The 13,811-nt window shown below is 73.6% G+C and carries 15 protein-coding genes; 7 read left to right on the top strand and 8 right to left on the bottom strand.

Annotated elements, in window-relative coordinates; genetic code table 11:
• The first annotated feature begins 354 nt into the window (after window positions 1–354).
• From ACGRHY_RS20900 to ACGRHY_RS20875, 6 genes are all read left to right on the top strand, one after another.
• On the top strand, window positions 355–744 hold the full coding sequence (locus tag ACGRHY_RS20900) for a DUF485 domain-containing protein (protein WP_394636854.1): 390 nt from the start codon (window positions 355–357) through the stop codon (window positions 742–744).
• A complete protein-coding gene (locus ACGRHY_RS20895; protein WP_394636853.1) occupies window positions 741–2,441 on the top strand; it encodes a monocarboxylic acid transporter in 1,701 nt (566 codons plus the stop codon). The genes ACGRHY_RS20900 and ACGRHY_RS20895 overlap by 4 nt, the downstream gene beginning before the upstream one ends.
• A 184-nt stretch (window positions 2,442–2,625) precedes the next feature.
• The gene (locus ACGRHY_RS20890; RefSeq protein ID WP_394636852.1) at window positions 2,626–3,732 is read left to right on the top strand and encodes a sensor histidine kinase; all 1,107 of its coding nucleotides are present in this window, start codon (window positions 2,626–2,628) and stop codon (window positions 3,730–3,732) included.
• Complete coding sequence (locus ACGRHY_RS20885) at window positions 3,729–4,517, top strand: LytR/AlgR family response regulator transcription factor (RefSeq protein ID WP_394636851.1); 789 nt, start codon at window positions 3,729–3,731, stop codon at window positions 4,515–4,517. The genes ACGRHY_RS20890 and ACGRHY_RS20885 overlap by 4 nt, the downstream gene beginning before the upstream one ends.
• Window positions 4,514–4,933, top strand: a complete 420-nt coding sequence (locus tag ACGRHY_RS20880) for a hypothetical protein (protein WP_394636850.1) — start codon at window positions 4,514–4,516, stop codon at window positions 4,931–4,933. Before ACGRHY_RS20885 ends, ACGRHY_RS20880 begins: the two co-directional genes overlap by 4 nt.
• Window positions 4,930–6,402 carry a sodium/solute symporter gene (locus tag ACGRHY_RS20875; RefSeq protein WP_394636849.1) on the top strand — a complete coding sequence of 491 codons (1,473 nt, stop codon included), beginning with the start codon at window positions 4,930–4,932 and terminating at the stop codon, window positions 6,400–6,402. The genes ACGRHY_RS20880 and ACGRHY_RS20875 overlap by 4 nt, the downstream gene beginning before the upstream one ends.
• Before the next feature lie 86 nt (window positions 6,403–6,488).
• Here ACGRHY_RS20875 and trpA read toward each other — a convergent pair whose 3' ends face one another.
• The 8 genes from trpA to hisI all read right to left on the bottom strand — a co-directional run bounded on the left by trpA (window position 6,489) and on the right by hisI (window position 12,826).
• The gene (gene trpA / locus ACGRHY_RS20870; protein WP_394636848.1) at window positions 6,489–7,307 is read right to left on the bottom strand and encodes a tryptophan synthase subunit alpha; all 819 of its coding nucleotides are present in this window, start codon (window positions 7,305–7,307) and stop codon (window positions 6,489–6,491) included.
• Window positions 7,307–8,557 (bottom strand): tryptophan synthase subunit beta, encoded by a 1,251-nt coding sequence (trpB, locus tag ACGRHY_RS20865; protein WP_394636847.1) that lies wholly within the window; start codon window positions 8,555–8,557, stop codon window positions 7,307–7,309. Before trpB ends, trpA begins: the two co-directional genes overlap by 1 nt.
• A gap of 199 nt (window positions 8,558–8,756) precedes the next feature.
• On the bottom strand, window positions 8,757–8,909 hold the full coding sequence (gene trpM / locus ACGRHY_RS20860) for a tryptophan biosynthesis modulator TrpM (protein WP_394636846.1): 153 nt from the start codon (window positions 8,907–8,909) through the stop codon (window positions 8,757–8,759).
• Window positions 8,910–8,925: 16 nt separating this feature from the next.
• On the bottom strand, window positions 8,926–9,732 hold the full coding sequence (gene trpC / locus ACGRHY_RS20855) for an indole-3-glycerol phosphate synthase TrpC (protein ID WP_394636845.1): 807 nt from the start codon (window positions 9,730–9,732) through the stop codon (window positions 8,926–8,928).
• Window positions 9,733–9,966: 234 nt separating this feature from the next.
• Window positions 9,967–10,209, bottom strand: a complete 243-nt coding sequence (locus tag ACGRHY_RS20850; protein WP_394636844.1) for an HGxxPAAW family protein — start codon at window positions 10,207–10,209, stop codon at window positions 9,967–9,969.
• Between the two features lie 48 nt (window positions 10,210–10,257).
• The gene (locus tag ACGRHY_RS20845; RefSeq protein WP_394636843.1) at window positions 10,258–10,926 is read right to left on the bottom strand and encodes a TIGR02234 family membrane protein; all 669 of its coding nucleotides are present in this window, start codon (window positions 10,924–10,926) and stop codon (window positions 10,258–10,260) included.
• Complete coding sequence (locus ACGRHY_RS20840) at window positions 10,923–12,446, bottom strand: anthranilate synthase component I (protein ID WP_394636842.1); 1,524 nt, start codon at window positions 12,444–12,446, stop codon at window positions 10,923–10,925. Before ACGRHY_RS20840 ends, ACGRHY_RS20845 begins: the two co-directional genes overlap by 4 nt.
• Window positions 12,443–12,826 (bottom strand): phosphoribosyl-AMP cyclohydrolase, encoded by a 384-nt coding sequence (gene hisI / locus ACGRHY_RS20835; RefSeq protein WP_394636841.1) that lies wholly within the window; start codon window positions 12,824–12,826, stop codon window positions 12,443–12,445. Before hisI ends, ACGRHY_RS20840 begins: the two co-directional genes overlap by 4 nt.
• Window positions 12,827–12,982: 156 nt before the next feature.
• On the opposite strand from hisI, the gene ACGRHY_RS20830 reads away from it, so the two are divergent.
• The gene (locus tag ACGRHY_RS20830; protein WP_394636840.1) at window positions 12,983–13,798 is read left to right on the top strand and encodes a hypothetical protein; all 816 of its coding nucleotides are present in this window, start codon (window positions 12,983–12,985) and stop codon (window positions 13,796–13,798) included.
• Window positions 13,799–13,811 lie beyond the last annotated feature (13 nt).

The raw sequence follows: 13,811 nt of genomic DNA, 5'->3' as shown, positions 1-13,811 counted from the left end.
ACGCTACCGTGTCGGGCCCCGGAGGCGCCGCTTCGACCGGCAACGGGTGCGTAACGCGCGTGCGGACGTCGTCGAGCCCCGCGACACGTGCGGGGAGGCCCGGGTTCGGGGGCGGGCCGTCGCCGCGCCCGGGTGCGTGCTCCGCCGCCGTTTCCCCCGCAGGGGTGACCGCTCGGCGCGGAAAGGCGACCGTTCGGCGCACGACGGTCTACCGTTCGGCGCGCGTATCCGGCGTTCGCCGCACACCCCGATCAGCTTCTTCACCGCGAGTGTGACGCACCTTACGTTCCCCGCATTCCTTTTCCGCTCCCGTACGTCGTGTCGTATCGCGTCGTGTCGATGAAGGAGGCGGCAGTGTCCGCAGACCGTCCACAACAAACCCTGGACCCCGCCGGGGACGCGGAGGACCGCATGGTGGCCATGCACAGCGATCCGCGTTTCGACCAGCTCAGGCGGAGCCTGATGAGGTTCGTGCTCCCGGTGAGCGTCGGCTTCCTCGCCTGGTACCTGCTGTACGTGCTGATGTCCGCCTACGCCCGTGACGTGATGTCCACGGTCCTCTTCGGCGATGTCAACGTGGCCCTGGTGTTCGGGATCCTCCAGTTCGCCAGCACCTTCGGCATCGCGATCATGTACGCGCGCTACGCCGACCGGAAGGTCGACCCGCTCGCGGACGGCCTGAGGGCCGAACTGACCGGTGCGCCCGCGGGCGCGTCCGCCGGCCGGACGGGAGGACAGGCATGACGACCACTGCTTCCGGCATGCTCCTGGCGGCCGAGGAGGTCAGCTCCAGCGGCCGCACCCTCACCATCCTGGTGTTCATCGTGATGATCGCCGTGACGCTCGGCGTCACGGTGTGGGCGGGACGCCAGACGAAGTCCGCGACCGACTTCCACTCCGGCGGACGCGAGTTCTCCGGTATGCAGAACGGCTTCGCCATCGGCAGCGACTACATGTCCGCCGCGTCCTTCCTGGGCATCGCGGGCATGATCGCGCTGTTCGGCTACGACGGCTTCCTCTACTCCATCGGCTTCCTCGTCGCCTGGCTGGTGGCCCTGCTGCTGGTCGCCGAGCTGCTGAGGAACTCCGGCCGGTTCACCATGGCCGACGTGCTGTCGTACCGGATGCAGCAGCGCCCGGTGCGCACCGCCGCGGCCGTGTCCACCATCACCGTGTCGATCTTCTACCTGCTGGCCCAGATGGTCGGCGCCGGCGCGGTCGTCGCCCTTCTGCTGGGCATCCGGCCGGGCGAGACGTACCTGGGCATGGACGCCGGCACCGCCAAGATCGCGGGCATCGTCGTCGTCGGCGTCCTGATGACCCTGTACGTGACCTTCGGCGGTATGAAGGGCACCACCTGGGTGCAGATCATCAAGGCCGGCATGCTGATGGGCGGCACCATCGTCCTGGCCGCCCTGGTGATGGCCATCTACGGCTTCGACTTCGGCGAGCTGATGAGCGACGCCGCCAATGCCAGCGGTGCCGGGCAGTCCTTCCTGGAACCGGGGCTGCGGTTCGGCGTCGAGGTGCCCGGTGACGCCCTGCAGACGATGTGGAACAAGCTGGACCTGATCAGTCTGGGCATGGCCCTGGTGCTGGGCACCGCGGGTCTGCCGCACATCCTGATCCGCTTCTACACCGTCCCGGACTCCAAGGCCGCCCGCAAGTCCGTCAACTGGGGCATCGGCCTGATCGGCTCGTTCTACCTGATGACCCTGATCCTGGGCTTCGGCGCCGCGGCCCTGGTGGGCAAGGAGGCCATCACCGCCCAGGACGCCGCGGGCAACACCGCCGCGCCACAGCTGGCCCGGGAGGTCGGTGAGCACTTCGGCGGCGAGTTCTTCGGCTCGGTGATGCTGGCGGTCATCGCGGCCGTCGCCTTCGCGGCGATCCTGTCCACGGTGGCCGGCCTGGTCATCGCCTCCTCCTCGTCACTGGCGCACGACTTCTACAACAGCGTGGTGCGCAAGGGCCGGGCGTCCGAGCACGAGGAGATCAAGGTCGCCCGCATGTCGGCCTTCGGCATCGGCGCCGCGTCGATCGTCCTGGCGATCTTCGCCCAGAGCCTCAACGTGGCCTTCCTGGTCGGTCTGGCCTTCGCCATCGCCGCCTCGGCCAACCTGCCGACCCTGCTGCTGAGCCTGTTCTGGAAGCGGTTCAACACCCGGGGCGCGGTAGCGGGCATCTACGGCGGCCTGATCGGCGCGGTGGGTCTGGTGATCTTCTCGCCGGTGTTCTCCGGCACCGAGAAGGCGCTGATCCCGGGCATCGACATCGCCTGGTTCCCGCTGACCAACCCGGGCCTGGTGTCCATCCCGCTCGGCCTGCTGTGCGCGATCATCGGCACGCTGACCTCGGCCGAGAGCAACCCGCGGCGCTTCGCCGAACTCCAGGTGCGGGCCCTGACCGGGGCCGGCGCCGAGGGCGCGGCCAAGCACTGACCGCATCCCGGCCGGGCCCGCCGTCCCCCACCGGCGGGCCCTTCGGGCCCCCGGTGGCGGGTGCTTCCCCGCCGGCGTGACCCCCACATCATGGCGCCGGGCCGCCACCGGGGGCCATGGGGAGTCCTTCGAAGCAGGTTCGAAGGACTCCCCGTCGCCATTTGTCGCGTTATACGGTCGCACTGTGTCCAGAGGATCGTGGATCGGCGCCCGTCGCGGGCGGGCGGGCCGGGGAGGCCCGGCCGGATCCGGCCTGCCCGGGGCCGTGGGCGTCCTGCGGGAGGTGCGGCTGATCGGCGCGGACCTCCAGGACGGTCTGCACGGCAGCCGGGCCCTGGCGGCGGCCCGCCGCATCCGGCGGCTGGTGGGTGCCGAGGCCGTCGTGCTCGCCGATCTCGACGGGCCCGTCGCCCGGCACGGCGTGCTGCCGGGGGGCACCGATCTGGACACGGTGCTCACCCAGGTGTACGAGCACGGCACCGTCTTCCGCAAGCCTCCGCTGTGCGCGGCCCCGCTGCTGGTGGCGGACGAGCTGACGGGCTGCCTGGTGGTCAGCGGTTCCGCGGACGAGCGGGCGCTGGACGAGGCCGAGGTGGCCGAGGTGGCCGAACTGGTGTCGCAGGCGCTGGACCACACCGAGCTGCGCAGCGCCCGCGCCCGGATCGCGGCGGCGGACCTGCGCACCCTGCGGGCCCAGATATCCCCGCACTTCGTCCACAACGCCCTGGCCGTCATCGCCGCGCACATCCGCACCGATCCCGGCCGCGCCCGCCGTCTGCTCACCGACTTCGCCGACTACCTGCGCTACAGCTTCTCCACGGCCGGCGACTACGTGGCGGTCGCCGACGAGCTGCAGGCCACCCAGACGTACCTGGAGCTGCAGCGCGCCCGGTTCGACGACCGGATGGAGATCACCGTCCGGATGGCGCCGGAGATTCTTCCCGTCGCCATACCCTTCCTCGTCGTCCAGCCCATAGTGGAAAATGCCGTGCGCCACGGTCTGGAGAGGAAGGCCGGACCCGGACACATCGGCGTCTCGGGGTTCGGCGAGGGCCCGCTGTGCGTCATCGAGATCGAGGACGACGGCGTGGGCATGGAGCCGGAACTCGCACGGGCGATCCTCGCCGGAGTCGGTCCTCCCGCGAAGAACGTCGGTCTGGCCAACGTGGACCGGCGGCTCCGTACCGTGTACGGCCCGGAGTACGGCCTCGTCATCGAGACCGCGCCCGGCAACGGCACCAAGGTGACGATCAGGGTGCCGCGATTCATGCGAGGAGTGGTTACGCAATGAGCAGCGCGCCGCGGGACCTTCAGGTCCTCGTCGTCGAGGACGAGGCGTCCACCCGCGAGGAGCTCGCCGACCTCCTGGCGGACACACCCGAGGTCGGCGAGGTGTACGCCGCCGAGAGCGGCGCCCGGGCGGTACAGCTGCTGGGCGCGACCGCCTTCGACGCCGTCTTCCTGGACATCTCCATGCCGGGTCTGGACGGCATGGACGTGGCCCGGGTCATCAGCCAGCTCTCGTCGCCGCCCTCCATCGTCTTCGTCACCGCCTCGGAGTCCCACGCCATCGAGGCGTTCGGCATCGGGGCGGTGGACTACCTGCTCAAGCCCGTCCGGCCCGAGCGGCTGGCCGAGTCGGTGGCCCGGATCGGCGCCACAGGGCGGGCCGCGTCGTCCGGCGGCGCGGACGACGCGGAGGGGCCGCGCGACGAACTGGCGGTCGTGCAGATCGACCACGGCCGCCGGACGGTGTTCGTGCGGCGCGACGACGTCCAGTTCGTGGAGGCGCACGGCGACTACATACGGCTGCACACCGGGCACGGCACGCATCTGATCCGGCTGTCGCTGTCGTATCTGGAGGAGATATGGGCTCCGGCGGGCTTCGTGCGGGTGCACCGCGGCTATCTGGTGGCCGTCGGCTGGGTTCACGACCTGCGGGTCACCAGCTCGTCGGGGCTGGTGGCGTGTACTCCGGCCGGTGACGTGCCGGTCAGCCGCCGGCATGCCCGGAGCCTGAAGGAGCAGTTGCTGGAGGCGGCGCGCAGCGGCCGGCTGGGCAGGGCGGCCCGGTGAAGAGTCCGGTCAAGGGGGGCCAGCTCGGCGGCCCGCGCCGGGTGAAGGTCACCAGCCCGCAGACCCGTATCGCCCTGGCCCGCGGGCACCGCCGCCATCCGCAGTTGCTGCCGCTGCCCGCGCCGGCCGACGCCGAGGCCGCCCGCGCCGTGTTCGCCGCGCAGCGGCGTACCGCGCTGCGGACCGTGGCCCTGCTGGGGGCGGTGCTGTTCGGCTCCAGCGGGACGATCGCGGCACTGCCGGTGCTGGACCGGCTCCATGTGGCGGGCGTGCCGGTGTCGTGGCTGGTGCTGGTGGTGGCCACCTACCCGGTGCTGCTGCTGCTGGCCCTGTGCCATGTGCGCCGCGCCGAGCGGGCGGAGGGCTCCGCGGACGCGGGCACGGCCGCGGAAGCGGCCGCCGGGGGCGGCCCGTGACCGCCGTGACCGCGATCGGCCTGGTCCTGACCGCCAGTCTGGCCATCGGCCTGTACGGCGTCCACGCGGCCCGCACCAGCCCGGACTTCCTCGTCGCCTCCCGCCGTATCGCCCCCGGCTGGAACGCCATGGCGATCGCCGGGGAGTACGTGTCGGCCGCCTCGGTGCTCGGTCTGGCCGGGCTGATGCTGAAAGACGGCGTCGGGGCGATGTGGTACGCCGTCGGCTTCACCGCCGGGTACGTCGCGGTGGTGGCGCTGGTGGCCGGGCCGATGCGGCGCTCGGGGGCGTTCACGGTGCCCGACTTCGCCGAGTACCGGCTGGGCTCGCCGGCGATCCGCAAGCTGTGCGGGGTGATCGTGCTGGTGATCATGTGGCTCTACCTGGTGCCGCAGTTCAAGGGCGCCGGGGTGGTCCTGAGCCTGGTGAGCGGTACTCCGTACTGGGTGGGCGTGGTGCTGGCCGGGCTGGTGGTGAGCGCCTCGATCGCGGTGGGCGGCATGCGGTCGGCCACCTACGTCCAGGCGTTCCACTACATGGTCAAGCTGGCCTTCATCGCCGTGCCGGCGATCTACCTCGTCGTGCACGTCGGCGCGGACACGCGGGCCCAGGCGCTGCGGCCGGTCCGGGAGGCGGGTCCGGCCGCCGAGGAGTGGACCCGCCCGCTGATCGACATCCAGGGGGCGGGACTGCCGCTGCTGTCCACCTGGTCGGTGCTGCTGGCCACCACGCTGGGCGCCATCGGGCTGCCCCATGTGATCATGCGTTTCCACACCAGCCCCACGGCCCGGGCGGCCCGCCGGGTGGCCGTGCTGGTGATCGGCCTGCTGGGTCTGTTCTACCTGTTCCCGGCGGTCTACGGGCTGCTGGGGCGGGTGCTGACCCCGCACCTGGTGCACAGCAACGCCACCGACACCGTCTCCGTCGTCCTGCCGGGGGCGGCCGTGCCGGGAACGCTGGGGAGCGTGCTGACGGCGCTGGTGGCCACCGGTGCGTTCGCCGCGTTCCTGTCCACCTCCTCCGGGCTGCTGCTGGCCCTGGCCGGCGGGCTCTCCCACGACCTGTTCGGCGGCGGGGTGACCAGGCTGCGGCTGGCGGTGGCGGCGGGGGCGCTGGTGGCGGTGCTGCTGTCGCTGCCGGCCGCGCACCTGGACATCAACGTGGTGGTCGGCTGGGCGTTCGCGGTGGCGGCGTCCACGTTCTGCCCGCTGCTGGTGCTGGGCATCTGGTGGACGCGGCTGACGGTCGCGGGCGCGGCGGCCGGGCTGGCCGCCGGAGTGGTCACGGCGACGGGGGCCGCGGTGCTGTCCGCCGTCACGCAGCCGTCTTCGGCCTGGCTGACCGTGCTGCTGGCCCAGCCCGCCGCCTGGACCGTTCCGCTGGCGTTCCTCACGATGATCGCGGTCTCGCTGCGCGGCGTTCCGGCCGACTGGTCCGAGCGTGCCGTGCTGCGGCTGCACGCCCCCTGACGGGCGCGTGGGCCCGGGGAGTACGCGAGCCCGGGGGCGGACGGCCGTCCGCCGTACGCCCCCGGGTCCATGCCGTTCGGCCCCGCTCAGCCGCGGCGCCGTACGCCCTCGGCCAGTTCGCCGGCGAGTTCGCGGACCGCGGCCAGGCCGGCGTCCGGGTCGCCCTCGTGGTCCAGCAGCCGCTTGACGAAGGCCGAACCGACGATGACGCCGTCCGAGAAGGCCGCCACCTCGGCCGCCTGCCGCGCGTCGGAGACGCCCAGTCCGACGCAGACCGGCAGGTCGGTGGTGGCGCGGGTGCGGCGCACCAGTTCCTCCGCCTCCTGCCCCACCGACTCACGGGTGCCGGTGACGCCCATCAGGGAGGCCGCGTAGACGAAGCCGCTGCCGGCCTCGGTGATCCTCGCCAGCCGCTCGTCGCGGCTGCTGGGGGCGACCACGAAGACGGTCGCCAGACCGTGCTGCTCGGCGGCCTTGCGCCACACCTCGGACTCCTCGACCGGCAGGTCGGGCAGGATGCAGCCGGCGCCGCCCGCCTCGGCGAGCTCGGCGGCGAACCGCTCGGCGCCGTAGCGGTCGACGGGGTTCCAGTACGTCATGCACAGCACCGGCGCGCCGGTGGCCGTGTGCGTCTCGCGCACGGTGCGCAGCACGTCCGCGATGCGCACCCCGCCGCGCAGGGCGATGTCGCCGGCGGTCTGGATGACCGGCCCGTCCAGCACCGGGTCGCTGTGCGGCAGCCCGACCTCGACGATGTCGCAGCCGCCCTCCAGCAGGGCGGTGCAGGCGGCGATGCCACCGTCCACGGTGGGGAAGCCCGCGGGCAGGTAGCCCACCAGCGCGGCCCGCCCCTCGTCCTTCGCCCCGGCCAGGACGCGTCCCAGCAGTTCCGCCCGGCCCGCCATCACTCGGCCCCCTTCGCGGTGTCCGCACCGTCGTACAGCCCGAAGTAGCGGGCGGCGGTGTCCATGTCCTTGTCGCCGCGGCCGGAGAGGTTCACCAGCAGCAGCCCGTCCGGCCCCAGCTCGCGGCCGACCTCCAGCGCGCCGGCCAGCGCGTGCGCGCTCTCGATGGCCGGGATGATGCCCTCGGTCTCCGACAGCAGGCGCAGTGCCCGCATCGCCTCGTCGTCGGTGACCGGGCGGTACTCGCCGCGTCCGGTGTCCTTGAGGTAGGAGTGCTCGGGGCCGATGCCGGGGTAGTCCAGTCCGGCGGAGATGGAGTACGGCTCGGTGATCTGCCCCTCGTCGTCCTGGAGGACGTAGGAGCGCGAGCCGTGCAGGATCCCCGGCTCGCCGGCCGTCAGGGTGGCCGCGTGCTCGCCGGAGGCCACACCGTGCCCGGCGGCCTCCAGGCCGATCAGGCGCACGGAGGTGTCGGGGACGAAGGCGTGGAACAGGCCGATGGCGTTGGAGCCGCCGCCGACGCAGGCCAGCGCGGCGTCCGGCAGCCGCCCGGTGCGCTGGAGGATCTGTCGCCGGGCCTCGACGCCGATGACGCGGTGGAAGTCGCGCACCAGCGCCGGGAAGGGGTGGGGGCCGGCGACGGTGCCGAAGAGGTAGTGGGTGCGGTCGACGTTGGCGACCCAGTCGCGGAACGCCTCGTTGATGGCGTCCTTCAGGGTGCGGCTGCCGGAGGTGACGGGGACGACCTCGGCGCCCAGCATCCGCATCCGGGCGACGTTGAGCGCCTGGCGCTGGGTGTCGATCTCACCCATGTAGACGGTGCACTCCAGCCCGAACAGGGCGCAGGCGGTCGCGGTGGCGACGCCGTGCTGGCCCGCGCCGGTCTCGGCGATGACGCGGGGCTTGCCCATGCGCCGGGTCAGCAGCGCCTGCCCCAGCACGTTGTTGATCTTGTGCGAGCCGGTGTGGTTGAGGTCCTCGCGCTTGAGGAAGACCCGGGCGCCGCCCGCGTGCTCGGCGAACCGCCGCACCTCGGTCAGCGCGCTGGGCCGGCCGGTGTAGTTGACGAGCAGGTCCTCCAGCTCGGCGGCGAAGGCGGGATCGGCCTTGGCCTTCTCGTACTCGGCGGCCACCTCGTCCACGGCTGCGACGAGCGCCTCCGGGATGAACTTGCCGCCGAAGGCGCCGAAGTAGCCCTCGGCGGTCGGCACCCGGCCCTCGGGGTCGGGAACGAAGAAGTCGGTAGACATCCGACATGCTCCTTGTCGGGGCGCGTGCCCCAGGAAGGGGTGGTCACGGGAGACGGTGGGCCGCACCGGCCCGGAGGGCGGGTGCGGCGCGCGGCCGGGCGTGCGCGCGGCAGCCGGTAAGGTCCGCGCGCGGGCGCGGCCCGCCCGGCGGCCGGCGACGGCCGGCGGCCCGGCGGAAAGCCGGGGCGGGTCACGCCGTTCAGCGCCCGGCCCGGGCAGGCCATCGCCTGCCGTTGACCTGACCCGGCTCGCAGCCGATGTGATAGCGCACACGCCGCCCCAGCACCCGGCGCGCGGGCGCGCGGCAGCCGCGGGGGCGGCAGCCGGGGGCGAGGCGGGCGGACAGTGCCATCGCGGTCGTTCCCGTCTCAGTTCCCGTGCCGCAGGGCGGGGTGGGCGCCGGCTGCGACCAGGTCGGCGACGGCCGTCCTCGGGTCCTTGCCGGTGACCAGGGATTCACCGACGAGCACCGCGTCGGCGCCCTCGTTGGCGTAGGCGATCAGGTCGTGCGGGCCGCGCACGCCCGACTCCGCGACCCTCACGACACCCTCGGGGATCTCGGGGGCGACCCGGGCGAAGGTGCCGCGGTCGACCTCCAGGGTCCTGAGGTTGCGCGCGTTCACACCGATGACCTTGGCCCCGGCGTCCACCGCGCGTTCGGCCTCCTCCTCGTCGTGCACCTCGACCAGCGGGGTCAGCCCGATGGACTCGGCGCGCTCCACCAGCGACACCAGCGCGTCCTGGTCGAGTGCGGCGACGATCAGCAGGACGAGGTCGGCGCCGTGGGCCCGGGCCTCCCACAGCTGGTAGGAGGTGACGATGAAGTCCTTGCGCAGCACGGGGACGTCCACCCGCGCGCGCACCGCCTCCAGGTCGGCCAGCGAGCCTCCGAAGCGCCGCTGCTCGGTCAGCACCGAGATGACGGCGGCGCCGCCCGCCTCGTAGTCGGCGGCGAGGGCGGCCGGGTCGGCGATGGCGGCCAGCGCCCCCTTGGAGGGGCTGGAGCGCTTGACCTCGCAGATGACCTTGACGCCTTCGCCGTTGAGGGCCGCCACGCCGTCGCGCGGGCGCGGCGCACGGGCCGCGCGTTCCTTGAGCTCGTCGAGGCCCACACGCGCCTGCCGCTCGGCGAGGTCGGCGCGGACCCCGTCGATGATCTCGTCGAGCACACTCACGCGAGCGGCCCCCTTCCTGGCTGGCTCGGGCCCCCGCGGCGGGCGCGGGGCTTGTCCGGACACACGGTCACGCACTGCGATGGTATCCGGCCCGGGACGCGGAACCCGCATCCGGGCGGTCCGGTCACACATACCGGGCGGTGTCGCCGTGCCACCCGGGGCGGCCGGACACGGAAGAGCGCGGTGCCGCCTTCGCCGGCACCGCGCCGGGGTGAGGCGCCCGGGGCGGCCCCGTCAGGCCCCCACCCGCTCCTTGGACTGGTCCGGACGGCGGCCGTGCGACTCCTCCGGCTGGCCCATGCCCATCGAGCGCATGACCAGACCGACGACACCGCCGACGAGGGTGATGACCACACCGACCCAGAACCACACCGGCTCGGCCAGCACGGTGAAGACCGAGGCGACACAGAAGCCGATGAACGCGATGGTGACGCCGGTCCAGGCGGCAGGGGTGTGTCCGTGGTTGTTGCCCGCCATTGAGTGCTCCTCGTAGGTCCGATCTGGGCTCGCTCACCGGCCATTGTGTCAGGGCCGGTTTCCGCCGCTTCCGGTGGTGGGGTCCTCTCCGCGGTCCAGGGCCTTCCACAGCTCCTCGGGGCGGTCCGGGCCGGGGGCCGCCCGACGGTCCGCGGCCGGTCCGGCGCCGCCCGCGCGCTCGTGGCGGCCCGACATCGCGGGCCAGCGGCTCCCGTGGCGAAGGGCCAGCAGCCCGGCGGCCAGCAGCCCGGCGCCGCCCAGGGCTGCGACATAGGGCCACAGGCCGAAGGAGACGGCCTCGACCGCGCCCCGGGTCAGCCCGCTGGCCTGGGCCGCCTTCGCCTCCAGCGCGCTTCGGTCGCCCGCGCCCAGGAGGGCGGCGGCGACGGTGCCCGCGCCGCACAGGGCCAGCAGCACGGCGACCAGCGCGCGGCCGGTGCGGCGTACGGCGAAGACGGCGACCAGCGCGGCCAGGCCGACCAGTGCCAGGGCGCTGGGCAGCCCGGTCACCTCGCCACCCTCGACCCGGACCGGCACCTCGCCCCGCGCCAGGACGGCGGTGCCCTCGCCCCAGATCTGTCCGGCGGCCACGAGCACCGCGGCGGCGCCCAGCGCGCCGGCGGTCAGCGCGGCGCCGAGCGCGCGACGCGCTCCCGGGGAGTCCTCGGGACAGGGGGCGGGCTCGGGGGAGGAAGGGGGCGTGTGCGGGAAAATCACTCCACCACGCTACCGCCGAGCCGCCCGGCGGTGTGCACCGCCCTGAGCACCGCCGCGGCCTTGTTGCGGCACTCGGTGTCCTCAGCCGCCGGGTCGGAGTCGGCCACGACCCCGGCTCCCGCCTGGACGTACGCCGTCCCGTCGCGCAGCAGCGCGGTGCGGATGGCGATGGCCGTGTCGGCGTCGCCGGCGAAGTCCAGATAGCCCACGCAGCCGCCGTACAGACCGCGCCGGGTCGGCTCCAGCTCCTCGATGATCTGCATCGCGCGCGGTTTGGGCGCACCGGAGAGGGTGCCGGCCGGGAAGCAGGCGGTGAGCGCGTCGAAGGCGGTACGGCCCCCGGCCAGCCGCCCGGTGACCGTGGAGACGATGTGCATCACATGGCTGTAGCGCTCGACGGACATGAAGTCCACGACCTCGACGCTGCCGGGCTCGCAGACCCGGCCCAGGTCGTTGCGGCCCAGGTCGACGAGCATCAGGTGCTCGGCGCGCTCCTTGGAGTCGGCCAGCAGCTCCTCGGCCAGGGCCGCGTCCTCCTGCGGGGTCGCGCCGCGCGGGCGGGTCCCGGCGATGGGGTGCATCATCGCGTGCCCGTCCTCGACCTTCACCAGGGCCTCGGGGCTGGAGCCGACGACGTCGAAGCCGTCCAGGCGCAGCAGGTACATGTACGGGCTGGGGTTGGTGGCGCGCAGCACACGGTAGACGTCCAGCGCGCTCGCCGGGCAGGGCGTCTGGAAGCGCTGCGAGGGCACCACCTGGAACGCCTCGCCCGCGCGGATGCGCTCCTTGATCTCCTCCACGGCATCCCGGTAGGCCGCGCCGCCCCACAGGGCCGCGTACCCGGGCAGTTCCGGCGCCGGCAGCGGGGCGGCCATGGCGGGCGCGGGCCGGGCGAGGTCGGCGGCCATGGCGTCCAGGCGGCGCACGGCGTCGGCGTAGGCCTCGTCCACCCCGGTGTCGAGGTCGTTGTGGTTGATGGCGTTGGCGATCAGCAGCACCGTGCCGTCGCGGTGGTCGAGCACCGCGAGGTCGGAGGTGAGCATCATGGTCAGCTCGGGCAGCTCCAGGTCGTCGCGGGTGCTGTCGCCGATGCGCTCCAGGCGCCGCACGACGTCGTAGCCGAGGTAGCCGACCATGCCGCCGGTGAAGGGCGGCAGGTCGGTGTCGCGGTGCAGGTCGCGGGGGGTGTGCAGGGCCTCGACGGCGGCGCGCAGGACGTCCAGCGGGTCCCCGTCGGCGGGGACGCCGACCGGCGGGGCGCCCAGCCAGTGGGCCCGCCCGTCGCGGACGGTGAGGGTGGCGGAGGTGCGCACGCCGACGAAGGAGTAGCGCGACCATGTGCGGCCGTTCTCGGCGGACTCCAGCAGGAAGGTGCCGGGGCGCTCGGCGGCGAGTTTGCGGTACAGCGCGATGGGGGTGTCGCCGTCGGCGAGCAGGCGCCGGGTGACCGGGATGACGCGGCGGTCCTTGGCGAGCGTACGGAAGGTCTCCGGGTCGGGGGCGGCGGCCTGGGAGGTCATGCCGGGCTCCCCTCCCGCGCTGCCGCGGGGCCGCCCAGCGGCAGCTCGTGGGCGTCGAAGCAGGTGCGGTCCCCGGTGTGGCAGGCGGCGCCCACCTGGTCCACCTTCACCAGCACGGTGTCGCCGTCGCAGTCCAGGGCCACGGACTTCACGTGCTGGACGTGCCCGGAGGTGTCGCCCTTGGCCCAGTACTCGCCGCGGCTGCGGCTCCAGTAGGTGCAGCGGCCGGTGGTGAGGGTGCGGTGCAGGGCCTCGTCGTCCATCCAGCCGAGCATCAGCACCTCACCGGTGTCGTACTGCTGGGCGATGGCGGGCACCAGGCCGTCGGCGTTGCGCTTGAGGCGGGCGGCGACGGCGGGGTCGAGTGGGGATCGGGACATGGGGTCATTGTGCCGTCGCCGCGGCGCGCACCGCGAACCCCGCCCGATGGCCGGGACGGGCCGGTTTCGCCGGGCGGGCCGCGGGCCGCCCGGCTGTGGCAGTGTTGTGACGCACCCGGGACTTGGCATGTCCGTGCGGTGCGGCATCCTTCCGCCATGAGCTATCCACCGCCGCCCGACGGCGCGCACAACCCCGGCCCAGGCGGCGGTTTCGGTCCGCCGCAGGGCTTCGGTCCGCCCGAGCAGCCCGGTCCGCCCGCGGGCGGTTACGGCTACCCGGCTCCGGGAGGGCCCGGCGGGTACGGGTATCCCGGCGGCCCGGGCGCACCCGGCCCCTACCCGCCCCCGCCGGGCGGAGGCGGCGGGGGCAACGGCGGGAAGATCGCCGCGATCATCATCGCCGCGGTGGTCGTCGCGGGGCTGATCGTCGGGGGCGTGCTGCTGGCCGCCGACGGCGGGAGCGGTGAGGACCACCGGGCGAAGCCGGGCGGCACGCCCGGCGCCCCGGCCTCCCCCGACTCCTCCCCCGCCGCCCCCGGGGCGAGCGACGAGCCGGCGGACCCGCCGGCCACGGACGCGCCCACGCCCGACGTGACGGCGGTGCCCAGCGAACTCGTGCTGTATGTGGTGCTCGACCCGGGCACCTGCTTCGACCACCCGTCGCTGAGCAGCGATGTGACCGAGGTCGAGGAGCGGCCCTGCGACGGGCCCCACGACGGCGAGGTGATAGCCAACGAGACGATCACCGGCGACTTCGGCACCCAGGCGGAGCTGCAGAAGGAGGTCATGTCGCTGTGCAAGGCGGACGTGGAGAAGCGGCTGGCCCGGATGCCGCAGGACAGGACCTACTACTACTACGCCATCTACCCGACGCTCCTGACGTACGGCCGCGGTGAGGACCAGGTCACCTGCTCCCTGACGCTGAGCAACGAGGTGGACGGCCCGGAGCTGGACGCACCGCTGCCGGGCTGACCCGGGCGCGGTG

The organism is Streptomyces shinuiensis (assembly GCF_043660855.1).
Classification (GTDB): domain Bacteria; phylum Actinomycetota; class Actinomycetes; order Streptomycetales; family Streptomycetaceae; genus Streptomyces.
The sequence above is the reverse complement of the archived record's forward strand: the minus strand, read 5'-3'. Positions and strand labels throughout refer to the sequence as shown.

Coding starts and splice junctions, on each gene's coding strand:
- trpA (WP_394636848.1), bottom strand. CDS start 7,307: ATGGCGGGCCGGGCGGAACTGCTGGGACGCGTCCTGGCCGGGGCGAAG.
- ACGRHY_RS20885 (WP_394636851.1), top strand. CDS start 3,729: ATGAGCAGCGCGCCGCGGGACCTTCAGGTCCTCGTCGTCGAGGACGAG.
- trpB (WP_394636847.1), bottom strand. CDS start 8,557: ATGTCTACCGACTTCTTCGTTCCCGACCCCGAGGGCCGGGTGCCGACC.
- trpM (WP_394636846.1), bottom strand. CDS start 8,909: ATGGCACTGTCCGCCCGCCTCGCCCCCGGCTGCCGCCCCCGCGGCTGC.
- hisI (WP_394636841.1), bottom strand. CDS start 12,826: ATGTCCCGATCCCCACTCGACCCCGCCGTCGCCGCCCGCCTCAAGCGC.
- ACGRHY_RS20895 (WP_394636853.1), top strand. CDS start 741: ATGACGACCACTGCTTCCGGCATGCTCCTGGCGGCCGAGGAGGTCAGC.
- ACGRHY_RS20830 (WP_394636840.1), top strand. CDS start 12,983: ATGAGCTATCCACCGCCGCCCGACGGCGCGCACAACCCCGGCCCAGGC.
- ACGRHY_RS20850 (WP_394636844.1), bottom strand. CDS start 10,209: ATGGCGGGCAACAACCACGGACACACCCCTGCCGCCTGGACCGGCGTC.
- ACGRHY_RS20840 (WP_394636842.1), bottom strand. CDS start 12,446: ATGACCTCCCAGGCCGCCGCCCCCGACCCGGAGACCTTCCGTACGCTC.